Origin of the sequence: Clostridium algidicarnis (assembly GCF_000703125.1) — a bacterium.
GTDB lineage: Bacteria > Bacillota > Clostridia > Clostridiales > Clostridiaceae > Clostridium_L > Clostridium_L algidicarnis.
Genome location: NZ_JNLN01000001.1, coordinates 1,349,676 through 1,365,068 on the forward strand (window position 1 = coordinate 1,349,676; position 15,393 = coordinate 1,365,068).

A 15,393-nucleotide genomic window follows, 5' to 3' on the forward strand; every position below is an offset into this window, starting at 1 on the left:
AAATCTATTATTAACATTTCGTAAAATATAGGATATAAGTATTACATTTTATACAATCTTACTGTATGCTTATAATTATACAACATAGAAAGGTTTATGTAATAAGATTATAATTTATGTTGAAAGTAGGAGGATTATTATGAGAAGAAAAGAATATAATTCATTAGAGAGAATCACAAATAGTATTTTAATAACTTTAGCATATTTTTTCTTTAAACTTTTAGGGGATAAAGAATCATTCGAAAATTTATTTATGAATATTTATGGAATAAAAAAGCCTGTTAAAAATAAAAGATAAGTTAGTAGTTGATAGATTTACTTTAAGTTAACTTTAAGTTGATTTCAATATATATTTTTTAAAACACCAAAATTTAAATCACTTGATAAAAATGTCTTTGTTGGAGCTTATTTCAAAGTTTAAACTTTCCAAAAGTTTATTTATATTTCCCTTAAAAGTAAAGAAAAGAGGATTATCCTTATTATCAAAAATTAAAAGATAAGGAGACTCACCTTTTGGCAATATAATTACAACTTCATCTACAAAGGAATGTACCCATTGATTTTTTATTTCTAAGGGATATTCTAAGGGAATTTTAATCATATATCCATCATCTGGAACAGGATTTAATTTAGCATAAACTCCAGTTATCTTTTTTAGATATGTTTTAACTTGATTTTGAATACTTACATTAGAGCAAGTATTGATTATAACAGAGCCATTATCTACACTAAAAATTTCAATGTTTATAGTTTCAATAGAGAAGGCTTTTATAGGAAAAGAAAGTATAAGAACTAAAATAATAACCATCTTTTTTAACATTTAAATCACCTACCTTAGATATAGTGTTTCCTTAAACTATTCAATATATTTTAAAATTCAGTTTGAATTTACTTTATTTTATGGAATTACAGGATATATCTAAGTTAAAAGTTATTTTATTTTCAATATAAAATATAAATTGTTTGCAATATTATAGAAGAGTTAAATTAGTGTTTTGTATTTTCATGAAATTAGTAATATAATGTATTTAAACTACAATGAAGAAGGTGGCTAAATGGAAGTTCAAGTTTTTTTAAAGGATGAGAAAGAACCGGTTATTTATAAAGGCGATAGAATAGATGTTTTGGATTTTGAGATGAATGGAATTAAATATAAACAAATAAGATTTTTTAAAAAAGGATTTAGTAAAAGTGAATTAATTGAAGATGCTATAATAAGTAAGATAGTTAAAATATAGCGCAATTAATAGTTTGGGTAACAAAACACAAGTTGCCTATAATAAATAATATATTAAAGTATGGTTTCTAGATATCCTACTTTAATATGAAGATATACCCTATAGCAAGGACTTTAAATAGCCTTGGCTATAGGGTATATTTTTTCGAGTTTTATAAAAAACTTTAGGTAACTTAATTTAGTGGATGATTTTAAGATAATATAAATCTTTTGTATTATAAAATGCAAATGTACATAAGACTTAAATGTACGTAAAATTCAGCGGCAGATGTGATTTATAATAATCAACAGCTATTTTAATAAAAAAGGTCTCTTCTAATAGATAAGGATGTGAATAAATGATGAATAATAATAATTATTATTAATTACTATTCACAGTTGAAGGATTAGGTGGTATTATAATATTAAGTTAGGTATACCTAAACTTTTAAATACATAAAGGTGGAATAATTTATGACGGATAATAAAGAAGATTATTTAAAGGCTGTTTATAACCTTGGGGGACATAGAAAGCAAGTTAATAATAAAGAGATAGCTAAAGTATTAGGGGTTTCGGCACCTTCTGTAAGTGAGATGATCAAAAAACTTTTAGATGAAGGATATCTTGAATATACTCCATACAAGGGTATAAGACTTACTGAATATGGGAAAAAGGAAGCCATAAGTGTTATAAGAAGGCATAGGCTATGGGAGGTTTTGCTTGTTGAACATCTTGGATATAGTTGGCATGAGGTAAATGAAGAGGCAGAAAAGCTTGAACATGTAACTAACTTAAAGTTAGAAAAGCGATTAGATAAATATCTTAATTATCCAAAGGCTTGTCCTCATGGTAGTCCTATATTTCAAAATGAAATAGGTCTATCAAAATACAGAACTCTAGATACTTTAGATGTAGGAGAAGAAACTACAATAAGACGTGTATTTGACGAAAGACAGCTTTTACAATATGTAGATAGTCTAGGTTTAAATATTGGAGATGAAATTAAGGTGGTAGATTTAGCACCCTATAATGGACCTATTACTTTAAGAAAAAATGAAAAAGATATAATTATAGGAAAAGAAGCTGCAAACAACATTTTTGTAGATTAAAAGGAGGAATAACCATGAAAAAGGTATTAAGTTCTATATTAGTTTTATCTATTATTGCAATCTTTATTTCAGGATGTGCACCATCAAAAGGTGATAATAATTCTGGGGGAAAAAAGGGAAAATATAACATTGTTACAACAACTACAATGCTTAGTGATATGACAAAATCCATCGGTGGGGATTATGTAGAGGTTAAGGGACTTATGGGACCAGGAGTGGATCCCCATTTATATAAGGCTAGTGCTGGAGATGTAAGTCTTATGCAAAAAGCCGACATGGTAGTATACAATGGACTTCATTTGGAAGGTAAGATGGGAGAGGTATTCGAGAAGTTAGATGGCGGAGGAAAGCTTATTGTATCAGTAGCTGATGGAGTAAAGGAAGAAGATTTATTAAAATCACAAGACGCTTCTATTTCACATGACCCTCACATCTGGTTTGATGTTAACATCTGGAAGGATGCATCTAAAGAGCTTGCAAAGGGACTTAAAGAATTAGATAAAGAACATGAAAAAGAATATGATGAAAATTTAAAAAGTTATTTGGTAGAACTAGATGAATTGGATGCATATATAAAGAAAAGAACTTTAGAACTTCCAGAAGAAAATAGGGTTCTTATAACAGCACATGATGCATTTAATTATTTTGGAAAAGCTTATGGATATGATGTAAGAGGACTCCAAGGTATAAGTACAGCTTCAGAAGCTGGGACTTCAGATGTAAGAGAGCTTGCAAACTTTATAGTAGAACGTAAAATTAAAGCTGTATTTATAGAATCCTCAGTGCCTAAGAAAAATATCGAGGCTCTTCAAGAAGCAGTTAAAGCTCAAGGGTTTGACGTGGAAATAGGTGGAGAACTTTATTCAGACTCTATAGGAGATAAAGGAAGTAAAGCAGAAACTTATATAGGAACATTTAAGAGCAACATTGATACCATTGTAGATGCCTTAAAATAAAGGGTAGGGGGATTTAAAGATGTCAGAGAGCAAAATAGATAGATCAAATAATAAATTAGGAATACAAAATAGTAGGTCAGAAATGTTAAAAAATAAAATAGACACAAATGATTATATAATAAAAGTAGAAGATATGACAGTAGCATACCAGGTTGTACCAGTTTTATGGGACGTTGATCTTAAAATACCTAAGGGGATTTTAATGGCAATAGTAGGACCTAATGGAGCAGGTAAGTCCACCTTAATTAAGGCTATGTTAAATTTAATAAAACCAATCTCAGGCAAGGTTACATTTAACGGTAAGTCTTATAAAGAGCAAAGGAAGAGTATAGGTTATGTGCCTCAAAGTGGTAGCGTAGATTGGGACTTTCCAACAGATGTATTAGATGTAGTACTTATGGGGAGATATGGGTCGTTAGGATGGGTGAAGCGCCCAACCAAAAAAGATAAAGAAAAAGCAGTGGAAGCATTAGAAAAGGTAGGAATGAAAGATTTTATAAATAGGCAAATAAGTCAGTTATCAGGTGGTCAAAAACAAAGAGTATTTCTTGCAAGGGCTTTAGTTCAAGAAGCAGATATATACTTTATGGATGAACCCTTTCAAGGGGTAGATGCCATGACAGAAAAAGCTATAATTTCTCTTTTAAAAGAACTAAAGGATAAGGGTAAGACTGTAATAGTTGTTCACCATGATCTTCAAACAGTTAAAGAATATTTTGACTGGGTCACATTATTAAGCACTCAAATTATAGCAAGTGGACCTGTAGAAGAAGTATTTACAGAGGAAAATATAAATAAGACATATAAGAGCAAGGGTGAAATTTTAAAAAGGTAGGTGAGAAACTTGGATATATTACAACTTATTTTAACAGATTATACATTACAAACAGTGTCACTAGGGGCAGCACTTTTAGGAGTAATAAGTGGCGTACTTGGAAGCTTTGCCGTTATAAAAAAGCAGAGTCTTTTAGGTGATGCAGTTTCTCACTCAGCCCTTCCTGGAATTGCTTTAGCCTTCTTATTTACACAAAGTAAAAAAATTGAAGTACTACTTTTAGGAGCACTTATCGCTGGATTTATATCTACATATTTAATTATGTCTATAGTTAAATACTCTAAAATTAAATTCGATAGCGCACTAGCTCTTGTATTATCAGTGTTCTTTGGAGCAGGAATTGTACTTTTAACTTACATTCAAAAAATTCCAAATGCCAATCAAGCAGGTCTTGATAAATTTATATTTGGGCAAGCATCCACCTTATTAAAAAGAGATGTTAGAGTAATAGCTATTTTAGGAATTATATTAATATCATTAGTTATAATTTTCTGGAAAGAATTTAAAATAATATCCTTTGATGAGGAGTTTGCTGAAAGTCTTGGATTCCCTACTAAAAAGATTAATATATTACTTTCAGCTATGATAGTAACTTCAATTATTGTAGGACTTCAAACTGTAGGAGTTATATTAATGAGTGCCATGTTAATAGCACCAGCAGTAGCTGCAAGGCAGTGGACAGATAAACTTTCTTTAATGGTAGTATTATCAGCAATCTTTGGTGCTATATCGGGAGTTATTGGAACTATAATAAGTTCAGTTGTTCCTAAATTACCAACAGGGCCCACTATAGTAATAGTTATAAGTGTAATTGTAATTATAAGCTTAACTTTTGCACCGAATAGAGGTCTTATATGGAAGTATTTTAGAAACAAGAAAAATGAAAAAGAAATAAAAGATTACTTTCTTAAAAGGCAAAAAGGTGAAAATCCTGTAAGTCCTATAAAAATAAATGTTATTAAGGAGGGGAAGTAAATGACACCACAATTAGAAATTCAAATTATAGCAGTAATGGTGGCGGTAGCTTGTTCCCTCCCAGGAGTATTCTTAGTATTAAGAAAGATGTCTATGATGTCAGATGCTATAACTCATACTATATTACTTGGAATTGTAATAGCATTTTTCATAACTCATAGCTTAACATCTCCACTTTTAATAGTAGGAGCAGCTCTTGTAGGTATTCTAACTGTATTTTTAACTGAAATGCTTAATAGCACTAAACTTGTATCGGAGGATTCAGCTATAGGAATTGTATTTCCACTACTTTTCAGTATAGCAATAATAATGATTTCTAAATATGCAGGTTCAGTTCATTTAGATACAGATTCAGTATTACTAGGAGAGCTTGCATTTGCGCCATTTAACCGTATGAAAATAGGTGGGATGGATATAGGAGCTAAGGGTATGTATTCCATGGGAGCTATTCTTATTATAAATTTACTGTTCATAATAGTATTTTTCAAAGAACTTAAGGTAGTAACCTTTGATCCAGCCTTAGCAGCAGTTTTGGGATTTGCACCAGCACTTTTGCATTATAGTTTAATGACTATAGTATCAATAACAGCAGTGGGAGCCTTTGAAGCTGTAGGATCTATCTTAGTAATTGCATTTATGATAGGACCCCCTGTAACAGCATATTTATTAACGAATGATTTAAAAAAGATGATTATATTAAGTGCTTTAATAGGATCTATAAATGCTATATTAGGATACCAATTTGCACAAAGATTAGATGTATCCATAGCAGGATCTATGGCTGTTCTTACTGGAATAACATTTTTATTAGTATTTATATTTGCACCAAACACAGGGCTTTTAACTATTATAAGAAGACGTAAGTCCCAAAGAATAGAATTTGCAGAAAAGTCCATGTTATTTCATTTATATAACCATGAAGGAGAAGAAAACGAAAAGCGTGAATGTGGAGTTAATAGCATCCATGAACATCTTCACTGGGAACAAGGCTTTTTAAAATCAATAATAAAGGGACTTAAAGAGCAAGATAAGATATTTATAGAAGATGATATAATTAAATTAACAGATGAGGGAAGATCTTATGCTATAATGAGTTATAAAGAAATTGCTTAAAAGACTTAATATATTTATTATATGAAAATAGGATTATTTATAAAAATAGTCCTATTTTCGCATTACACAACTTTAATAATAGGGTAAATTGTATTATAATGTATCAACATCTATAATGTTATTTTAGAAAGTATAATATTAATTTAAAGAGTATAACATTAATAAATGGATGCAAATAATACAATAAGGACTTTCAATGATAAAATTATCCAGGTATGAAGGTCTTTGACATAGGAATATATTACCACGGGTTAAATGTATTAAATTTAATATTTTACACAAATAGTATTGTAAAATATATATAACTGTATATTTATATTTCATTGTTGGAAGGATGATATCATTGGAAATTCCAAGTCAAGGACAAAAGCTTAAAAACTTGAGAACTAAGCTAAAATTAACTCAAAAGGATTTAGTTATTGAAGGAGTTACAAGAGAATTTATTAGCATGGTGGAAAAAGAAAAACGGCATTTTAGTAAAGCCACAGCTATTTGTTTTATGCAAAATATAATAGAATACGCAAAAATTAAATCTATAGATATGGATTTAAGCTTTGACGAAGAATATCTTTCAAGGACCATTAAAGAAGATGCTGAAATGTATTGTAAATTGTCACTAGAGGAATCTTCTACTATGGAAGAATATTTAGATATTTTAAGTATTTGTAATAAGTATGAAATATCCAATGTGATGATTATGGTATATAAAAAGATTGGAGATAAACTTTTAAATGAAGCTAAGGCTGTTGAGGCGTTTATAAATTATGATAAGGCCATGGAAATAATAGATCAAAAAAATATCATGGAATATAAGATTTTGATTTTAAATAATATGGGTATATGTAAACTAAGGTTATTACAATATAATGAAGCCATATATTATTTTAATAAGTCTATTGAGCTATGCCATAGTACGAATGACTATAAGATTTATAATAAAGCTTTATATAATAGGTTATTAGCATGTTTTAGTATGGAAGATATAAGTAAGTCATTAAAGTATATAAAAGAATCTAAAGATATAATAAATATCAATAATTCAAGAGATATATTTATAAAAGTATTAATAATTGAAGCAATTTGTTATAAAGATATAGGTAATTATAGTAAATGTATAGAAATATACAGGAATTTAACGGATAACTTTAATATAGAGGATAAGGTTATATTAGGTAACATATATAATAATTTAGCTATAGCTTTATTTGAAAATAAAGAATATGAAGAAAGTAAGGCTTACTTTGGTAGATCTAAGGAACTAAGAAGTGTATATGATAGATCTCATTTAGCACGGACATTTATACATGAATCTATTATATATATAAACTTAGAGCAATATAATGATGCTATAGATACCCTTAATAAGGGTCTAAATTTATGTAATGAGTATAATGACTATGAATATTTAAATAAAGGATATAAATATTTAGAAGATATTTATAAAGCACAAAAGGATTATAATAAGTTAAAAGAGACATATAACAATGTTTTACATCATGCTAAAATTAATAATAATATAAAAGAAGAGATCTATGGATTGAGTAGCCTTATAAAATTAGAGATTAGTTTGAAGAATTATGAAGTTATTGGTGGATATATGGATAGACTTAATGAAAGCATTGACTTAATTTCAAATAAATTGTAATATAGTAATAGAAGCTTCTTTATTAATATAAGATAATATGTTATGGGAGGTGTTTTGTTGAAAAAGAATCTAGTAGTTAAATTTATTCTAACTATGGTTCTAGGAACTATAATTACAACTAGCGTTTTAAAACCATTTGGGGGACCGGGTGGAGGAGAACCACCAGATCCTGAAATGGCAGCAATAGAATATAACATAAATATTTAAACTTAGCATAATAAAAAAGAGGCTATTAAAATGATATAACAATCATCTTAATAGTCTCTTTTAAAGTAAAGCTTAGTTATAAGATAAAATTTAGTTTATCCGATGGCTACCATCCGTAACACCCCTATCCTCTTCAAGGTGGGGGATGACGGCTGCTACGCCTCTGGATAAGTTCTTCTAAGACTCAGATGGAGAGATGTATTCCTTATAAGCAAACTCCACCTGAGTCTAAGAATGGTTGAATGAAAAACTAACTTCCGTTTTAGCATAAGCAATTGGAACTGCAAGGGTTAAGTCAGTTTTTTGAGTTAAATTTAGTAGTTAAAATACCTAAAATAGGCTATAATTTATATAAGATAATCATTTTTTAGGGGTTTTTAAGTATGCTTATTAAGCCTACGGAATTGGCTTGCAAAACTAACTTCCGTTTGCTTTATTTTTGCATGATTAAGTTCCGCTGATAATTGCCCTAAATTTTTGATATCTTATTTTTTAAAAAGTGCAGGTTTTAGATGTACTTCATCTGCTGAGATATGTTTTAATGACAGTTTCTCTAACAGTGAGTTATCTAATAACATTTGGGCCAGTTTAAATGGTGTATTCCCATTTAAACTAGCTCTTGCTGTACTATTAATATGATTTATCATTAAGGTTATATCTTCTTGAGTACGATTATTAAATGATATTCCTTTAGGTATTACATACCTTATGTATTCATGGTTTTTTTCCACATGTGGCTTCTGATAAGAAGCCATAGGATTGCAGTAGAATATCTTAGTTCTTTGATTTCCTTCAGCATCTAATTCTAAAGCTTCAGGTTTTTTAAATTCTGAGCCGTTGTCTGTTAAAATAACAGGAAAGCATTTATTAAATACTTCATGTCCTAATAACGCATATAGCTTATCTATAACTTCCTTTACATCTACCTGGCTACAGCTTTCAATAATGAAAGCTAGCATTAATGAGCAATTCCTAAAAAGAAATGTTAGAAGAACTTTACCACTTCGTGTGCCGTGGACAGTATCCATCTCTACTACAGGAATATTAGGATTATCTTCAACAAATTTAACAAAGTCATCAAATGTTCTTCCAACTCTATCTGTAGATTCTTTAGTCACAGGTTGTTTATGTTTTTTTCTAGGTTTATATTTAACTTTCCTAGGCAAATCAATGCTTCTAGCAGTAAAAGCATTTTTATCAAAATAATAATATAAAGTTCTTTCACAGCAGTTTATTTCATTCTTATGATGGGTCAAAATATGGGATAGTGATTGTCCTTTAGAAATAAGTGGTGAAATTATATCATCTATCTTTTTCAAATCCTCTGAGGTTATATTCAAACCTTCTCTAGATGATGTTAATAAATCTCTATACTTTGAATCTGCAACTTTAGCTTTATAGTAGCTTTTTTCAGCCATACACGTAGTTACTGTGCTGCAACCATTACAAACATATGGGTAACGGTTAATCTTGGTACATTTCTTAGTGGAATATTCATTGCAAGTTCGATAACAATTTATAAAGCTACACTTCTTACATTGCTTACCACACCTATTATTACACAAGTTTGTCTTAGTGCAACTTCTCCGATGTTGGCATGGTTGCACATCATTTTCTTTTCTCTTACTTACTCTAAGAAATCTATTTCTTCTAATCTCTTTGGAGATAGTAGTTGGGTCTTTCTTAACTCTTTCAGCAATTTCTTTTAATGTATAATTTTGATCTAAACCATACTCAATTATAAGGCGATCTTCTATTATAAGGTGTTTTCCTTTGCATAACTCTTTATTTGACATAATTAATCCTCCTAATATGCTTAGGACAAATATCAAATTAATTATATCAAACACTTTGTAATACTAACTTCTGTTTATCAATAAAAACGGAACTTAACTTTTCAATTTACGTGAGTCTAAGAATCACTTGATAAATATAGAACTATTTGAATAATATTTTGAATAATATGATGTAATATGATAATATGTATTATAATGGATGAGGGTATTATAAGATATCTATATTCTAAAACTTCATTGGTGGAAGGATGATATCATTGAAACTTCTAAGTCAAGGACAAAAGCTTAAAAACTTAAGAACTAAGCTAAATTTAACTCAAAAGGATCTAGTTATTGAAGGTGTCACAAGAGAGTTTATTTGCATGGTGGAAAAAGAAAAACGTCATTTCAGTAAAGCTACAGCTATTTGTTTTATGCAAAATATAATAGAATACGCAAAAATTAAATCTATAGATATGGATTTAAGCTTTGACGAAGAATATCTTTCAAGGACCATTAAAGAGGATGCTGAAATGTATTGTAAATTGTCATTAGAGAAATTTTCTACTATGGAAGAATATTTAGATATTTTAAGGATTTGTAACAAGTATGAAATATACAATGTAATGATTATGGTATATAAAAAGATTGGAGATAAACTTTTAAATGAAGCTAAGGCTGTTGAGGCGTTTATAAATTATGATAAGGCCATGGAAATAATAGATCAAAAAAATATCATGGAATATAAGATTTTGATTTTAAATAATATGGGTATATGTAAACTAAGGTTATTACAATATAATGAAGCCATATATTATTTTAATAAGTCTATTGAATTATCTCATATCATGAATGATTACAAAATCTATAACAAAATCTTATATAACATGTCCTTAGTGTATTCTAATATGAAAAATGTATACAAAGCATTACAGTATATAAAAGAAGCTAAAGAAAGAAAAGATATTAAGGATGAAAAGAATATATTTATAAAAATAAGAATAATTGAAGCGCTTTGTTATGAAGATATAGATGATTATAATAAATCCATAGAGATATATAGGGATTTAAAAGATAATTTAAATATAGAGGATAATATTATCTTAGGGAATATATATAATAACTTAGGTATAGCATTATTTAAAAATAAGGATTATGAGTCAAGTAAAACTTATTTTAATAAATCTGAAGAATTAAGAATCATACACGATAGGCCTTGTTTATCTCATACTATTATAGATAAATCCATCGTATATACATATTTAAAAGAGTACAGTGAAGCTATAGATATAATTGATCATGGATTAAGCTTATGTAATGAATATAATGATTATAAATATTTAAATAAAGGTTATAAATATCTAGAATATATTTATAAAGCACAAAAGGACTATAATAAGTTAAAAGAGACATATAATAATATTTTATATCATGCTGAAATTAATAATAACACAAAAGAAAGGATACACGGTTTAAGTGGGCTTATAAAGCTTGAGATTAGTTTGAAGAATTATGAAGTTATTGGTGAATATATGGATATGATCAATGAAAGTATTGACTTAATTGCAAAAATATTGTAATATGGTGATAGAAGCTTCTTTATTAATATAAGATAATATGTTATGGGAGGTAATATTATGAAAAAAAATGTATTAATTAAATCTGTTATGACCATGATTCTAGGAGTTATAATTACAACGAGCGCTATTATACCAGTTACTAGAGCTGGGGAGCAGCCAGAACCTGAAATGGCAGCAATAGAATATAACATAAACATTTAAGTTTAGCATAATAAAAAAGACCTGATATTTAATTATCGGGTCTTTTGTTGAATTTAATATAATAGTGGGCAGATTTAGGTGTAGGGCTAAGATTGTTTTTAAAATTATTTATTTTAAAACAGCCTGTACATTAACTAGAGGGTTAAGCCATTTTATGCTTTAAAATAACTGCTTTTATAGCCATATAATTTATGTCAGGGGAGAGTTCATCCTTAATTGGTTTTAATTTTTCAGCACCTACTTTATTTATGGCTTCTAATATATATCCTTCGCTGTCCTTTGGTATAAAATCATCTAGGTCCACGTCCATGCCTTCTAAAAAGCAATCCATAATATGTTTTTGAATAGTTACAGAGCTTAAGTTTCTTGTAGCTGCAATATCATTTAAGTTAAGTCCTTCTTTATATAGATTGTAACTTTCGTGATGACTTTTAGCCTTATCTTTTATGATTACAGTGTTAGAAGTTATTTGTGATGAAACGGTTGTATTATCTCGAACTATTTGATTTTCTTCCACATATTCTTTTATTAAATTTAAGAACCTATCACCATACTTTTCAAGCTTGCTCTTACCAACACCTTTAATTTCCCCAAATTCAGCTTGGGTTAATGGGAGCTTTGAACTTAATTCCTTTAAGGTAAAGTCTGGGAACACTACATAAGGCGGAATACTAAGCTCTACTGATATAGATTTTCTTAAAGCTCTTAATAACTCAAATAGTGTATCATCCTTTTGTATAGACTTTTCTAATTTTACTATTTGAATGAATATATTTTCTTTATTTTTTAATGCTAGTTTTGATTTAGCGGTTAATTTTAATAATGGATATTGCTCACTAGTCATAAGAAGGTATCCATCAGCTATTAACTTATTTATAACTTCATCTAAAAACTTCCTGTCATATTTTTTCATAAGTCCATAGGTAGATAGTTTATCTAAACCAAATCTTAATACTTTTTGATTTTGAGATCCTTTTAATATATCTATAATAAGATTAACTCCATAACGTTCGCCTGCTCTATATACACAAGAAAAAATCATTTGAGCTTCTGTAGTTATATCCTTTAATTCAATTTCATTAGTACAACTGCTACAATTATTGCAACTATCAGGGACATCCTTTTCACCAAAGTATTCTAATATAAATTGTCTAAGACACTTTTGAGTGTAAGAGTAGTCAACCATTGTTCTAAGGTTATTATAATCTTGAAACTTTTTATCCTCATCCATAGGAGAGGTGTCTATAAAGTACTTTTGAGTTTGGATATCTTTGTTGTTAAATAAAAGTACACACTCACTAGGTTCACCGTCACGACCAGCACGACCAGCTTCTTGGTAATAGGCTTCTAAGTTTTTAGGAATAGAATAATGTATTACAAAACGTACATTAGATTTATCTATACCCATACCAAAGGCATTGGTGGCTATCATTAAATTTAAGTTTTCATACATAAAGCTTTCTTGCATTTCTTTTCTAATATTTTCAGATAAACCAGCATGATACATACCTGTCTTGTATCCATTTTTATTCAGTAAATTATATAATTGCTCTGTTTCTTTTCTTGTAGATGTGTAGATTATTCCACTTTCATCTCTTTTATTAGATAGATAGTTTAAAATAAAGGTTTCCTTATTTTCACCCCTGAATACTTTGAAGTTTAAATTAGGTCTATCAAAACCGGTAAAAAACATATTAGGATCATGTAAATCTAATAAGCCTATTACATCTTTTTGAACTACGTCTGTTGCAGTAGCTGTACATGCAAGTACTGTAGGTCTTGGATTAATTGTACTTATGAAACTATTAACATTTCTATAGCTTGGTCTAAAGTCATGACCCCATTTTGATACACAGTGGGCTTCATCTACAGCAATTAAGGGTATTTTTATGTTTATATTTCTAAAAAGGTAATTAATATTATCAAGGCCTTCTGGTGCTAGATAAACTAATTTATACTTGTCTTTAGATATATCTAAAACTCTTTCTTCTACCTGGGCTTTAGACAGGGTGCTATTTATGTAGGTAGCCCCAATGCCTAAACTATTGAGTCCATCAACTTGGTCTTTCATAAGTGAAATCAAAGGGGATATAACCAAGGTTATTCCATCTAAAACTAAGGCAGGTATCTGATAACATAAAGACTTACCAGCGCCTGTAGGCATAACAACAAAGCTATCTTTCCCATTTATGATACTATCTATGGCCTCGCCTTGGCCCTTTTTAAAATTTTCATAACCAAAGTAGGTTTTTAATAAATTTAATGTTTCATTTTTATACATTTACACGCCTCATTTTAATTTATATTTAGCTTAAGCAATAACTTATATTAATAGGAACTTATAGGCATTTATCACCACATTCTTTATGAACCAATCAAGCGCTAACTTATATTAAGAGAAATATTGTTTAGGTAATTTAATAATCACAATGAAACTCTTTTAATTATTGACAGATTTTAATAAAGATAATCAACAAAGTTAAGTAAAATTTATTTAGGTGTTTAAATTTATTTTAAAGAAAGGGTTTAAGTCATAAGCTTATCATATTTAATATATCAGTATATAAATACATCAATACATATATTTTAACACAGTTAGTATTTTAAAAAAGCTTAGGATTAGAAACCGTAGTTTAATAATGGAAAGATATGAATTTATAAAAATAATAAAAAATCATAAAGATTCAGATGATAGGATCTAGACTTTTATTATGACAAAGCTTTATTTATTTGTAGCATAATTCATTTAAAAGTTTTTTGTGAAAATTGAATTTTTAATGAACTTTTTGTACAATTTAATTGCCAGATATGATATGCTATAATTATAGGAAAAAATTTTTAAGGAGGTGTTATTTTGAAAAGGACAGTAGGCATTATTTTTATGTTTTTAAGTATTTTTGTTCTATCAGGATGTGTTGCTGCAAACGCAAATAAAATTAGGTATGAAGGAAAAAGTGAAAACTTTATAGGCAGTTTAGAGCTTAATAAAGAGATGGATAATAAGTTATTAATACAATATAAAGATAATAACACCATACCTAAAAGTATAAAATTTAATTCGGAAAATTTATCGGGTTATGATTTTAGTGGAAGCTCAGATTACTCTGAAAGTTTAAAGGCTTTTAGCGTAATATTTAAAAATACCAAAAAATTAGAACAGTATTTTCATGAAAATATTGATGAAGATAATTTAACACTTACAATAAACTGGGAAGATAAAAGTGAAGAAATCCAGTTAAAAAAGGTTAATTAACATATCTAAAAAATAATTTAAAAAAATAATAGTGTAGCATGCTTAAAATTGAAAGAGGTATTTATAGATGTACAATTTAAAGGTTAAATTAATACACAAAGAAGCAAGACTTCCAGTGTCAGCTCATAAAGGTGATGCTGGATTAGACTTATTTTCTGTAGAAGAGATGGAGATAAAACCTGGTGAATCTAAGTTAATACATACTGGGATAATAATAGAACTTCCTGAAAATACAGAAGCACAAATCAGGCCAAGAAGTGGACTTGCTTTAAAAAATGGGATTACAGTACTAAACACCCCAGGAACTATTGATGAAGGATATAGAGGAGAAATAGCAATAATCTTAATTAATCATGGCAAAGAAGTATTTAAGGTAGAAAAGGCTATGAAAATAGCTCAAATGGTAATAAAGCCAACCATCTTAGTGAATGTGGAAGAAGTAACTGAATTAACCACCGAAAGTGAAAGAGGACAAGGTGGCTTTGGGTCAAGCGGACTTTCATAAAGTTATAACTTAATGGAATATA

General features: G+C 28.7%; 16 protein-coding genes. 13 read left to right on the forward strand and 3 right to left on the reverse strand.

Annotated elements, in window-relative coordinates; genetic code table 11:
- Window positions 1-139: 139 nt before the first annotated feature.
- Entirely contained in the window at window positions 140-298 is a 159-nt protein-coding gene (locus BV55_RS15550; RefSeq protein WP_157469619.1) for a hypothetical protein, read from the forward strand.
- Between the two features lie 78 nt (window positions 299-376).
- On the opposite strand, the gene BV55_RS0106695 is transcribed toward BV55_RS15550, so the two are convergent.
- The gene (locus tag BV55_RS0106695) at window positions 377-820 is read right to left on the reverse strand and encodes a hypothetical protein (RefSeq protein ID WP_029452053.1); all 444 of its coding nucleotides are present in this window, start codon (window positions 818-820) and stop codon (window positions 377-379) included.
- A 235-nt stretch (window positions 821-1,055) separates the two neighbouring features.
- Between BV55_RS0106695 and BV55_RS0106700 the strand changes: the two genes are divergently transcribed.
- The 8 genes from BV55_RS0106700 to BV55_RS15555 all read left to right on the forward strand — a co-directional run bounded on the left by BV55_RS0106700 (window position 1,056) and on the right by BV55_RS15555 (window position 8,057).
- The gene (locus BV55_RS0106700; protein WP_029452054.1) at window positions 1,056-1,238 is read left to right on the forward strand and encodes a hypothetical protein; all 183 of its coding nucleotides are present in this window, start codon (window positions 1,056-1,058) and stop codon (window positions 1,236-1,238) included.
- 452 nt (window positions 1,239-1,690) lie between these two features.
- The gene (locus tag BV55_RS0106705) at window positions 1,691-2,326 is read left to right on the forward strand and encodes a metal-dependent transcriptional regulator (RefSeq protein ID WP_029452055.1); all 636 of its coding nucleotides are present in this window, start codon (window positions 1,691-1,693) and stop codon (window positions 2,324-2,326) included.
- Between the two features lie 14 nt (window positions 2,327-2,340).
- Window positions 2,341-3,282 carry a metal ABC transporter solute-binding protein, Zn/Mn family gene (locus BV55_RS0106710; protein ID WP_029452056.1) on the forward strand — a complete coding sequence of 314 codons (942 nt, stop codon included), beginning with the start codon at window positions 2,341-2,343 and terminating at the stop codon, window positions 3,280-3,282.
- Between the two features lie 82 nt (window positions 3,283-3,364).
- Window positions 3,365-4,117, forward strand: coding sequence for a metal ABC transporter ATP-binding protein (locus BV55_RS0106715; RefSeq protein WP_029452057.1), 753 nt, complete (start codon window positions 3,365-3,367; stop codon window positions 4,115-4,117).
- 9 nt (window positions 4,118-4,126) lie between these two features.
- The gene (locus tag BV55_RS0106720) at window positions 4,127-5,092 is read left to right on the forward strand and encodes a metal ABC transporter permease (RefSeq protein WP_029452058.1); all 966 of its coding nucleotides are present in this window, start codon (window positions 4,127-4,129) and stop codon (window positions 5,090-5,092) included.
- Window positions 5,093-6,205, forward strand: a complete 1,113-nt coding sequence (locus BV55_RS0106725) for a metal ABC transporter permease (RefSeq protein ID WP_029452059.1) — start codon at window positions 5,093-5,095, stop codon at window positions 6,203-6,205.
- Between the two features lie 343 nt (window positions 6,206-6,548).
- The gene (locus tag BV55_RS0106730; RefSeq protein WP_029452060.1) at window positions 6,549-7,850 is read left to right on the forward strand and encodes a helix-turn-helix transcriptional regulator; all 1,302 of its coding nucleotides are present in this window, start codon (window positions 6,549-6,551) and stop codon (window positions 7,848-7,850) included.
- A gap of 57 nt (window positions 7,851-7,907) precedes the next feature.
- Window positions 7,908-8,057: a hypothetical protein gene (locus tag BV55_RS15555; RefSeq protein ID WP_157469621.1), complete on the forward strand. Its 150-nt coding sequence runs from the start codon at window positions 7,908-7,910 to the stop codon at window positions 8,055-8,057.
- Between the two features lie 485 nt (window positions 8,058-8,542).
- Here BV55_RS15555 and BV55_RS0106740 read toward each other — a convergent pair whose 3' ends face one another.
- The gene (locus BV55_RS0106740) at window positions 8,543-9,853 is read right to left on the reverse strand and encodes an IS30 family transposase (protein WP_029452061.1); all 1,311 of its coding nucleotides are present in this window, start codon (window positions 9,851-9,853) and stop codon (window positions 8,543-8,545) included.
- A gap of 257 nt (window positions 9,854-10,110) precedes the next feature.
- On the opposite strand from BV55_RS0106740, the gene BV55_RS0106745 reads away from it, so the two are divergent.
- Both BV55_RS0106745 and BV55_RS15560 read left to right on the forward strand, forming a co-directional pair.
- Window positions 10,111-11,412 carry a tetratricopeptide repeat protein gene (locus tag BV55_RS0106745; RefSeq protein ID WP_029452062.1) on the forward strand — a complete coding sequence of 434 codons (1,302 nt, stop codon included), beginning with the start codon at window positions 10,111-10,113 and terminating at the stop codon, window positions 11,410-11,412.
- Between the two features lie 57 nt (window positions 11,413-11,469).
- On the forward strand, window positions 11,470-11,613 hold the full coding sequence (locus BV55_RS15560) for a hypothetical protein (RefSeq protein ID WP_157469623.1): 144 nt from the start codon (window positions 11,470-11,472) through the stop codon (window positions 11,611-11,613).
- Window positions 11,614-11,755: 142 nt separating this feature from the next.
- Here BV55_RS15560 and recQ read toward each other — a convergent pair whose 3' ends face one another.
- Window positions 11,756-13,894: a DNA helicase RecQ gene (gene recQ / locus BV55_RS0106755; protein ID WP_029452063.1), complete on the reverse strand. Its 2,139-nt coding sequence runs from the start codon at window positions 13,892-13,894 to the stop codon at window positions 11,756-11,758.
- Between the two features lie 573 nt (window positions 13,895-14,467).
- On the opposite strand from recQ, the gene BV55_RS0106760 reads away from it, so the two are divergent.
- Window positions 14,468-14,866: a hypothetical protein gene (locus BV55_RS0106760; protein ID WP_029452064.1), complete on the forward strand. Its 399-nt coding sequence runs from the start codon at window positions 14,468-14,470 to the stop codon at window positions 14,864-14,866.
- 67 nt (window positions 14,867-14,933) lie between these two features.
- Window positions 14,934-15,371: a dUTP diphosphatase gene (gene dut / locus BV55_RS0106765; protein WP_029452065.1), complete on the forward strand. Its 438-nt coding sequence runs from the start codon at window positions 14,934-14,936 to the stop codon at window positions 15,369-15,371.
- Window positions 15,372-15,393 lie beyond the last annotated feature (22 nt).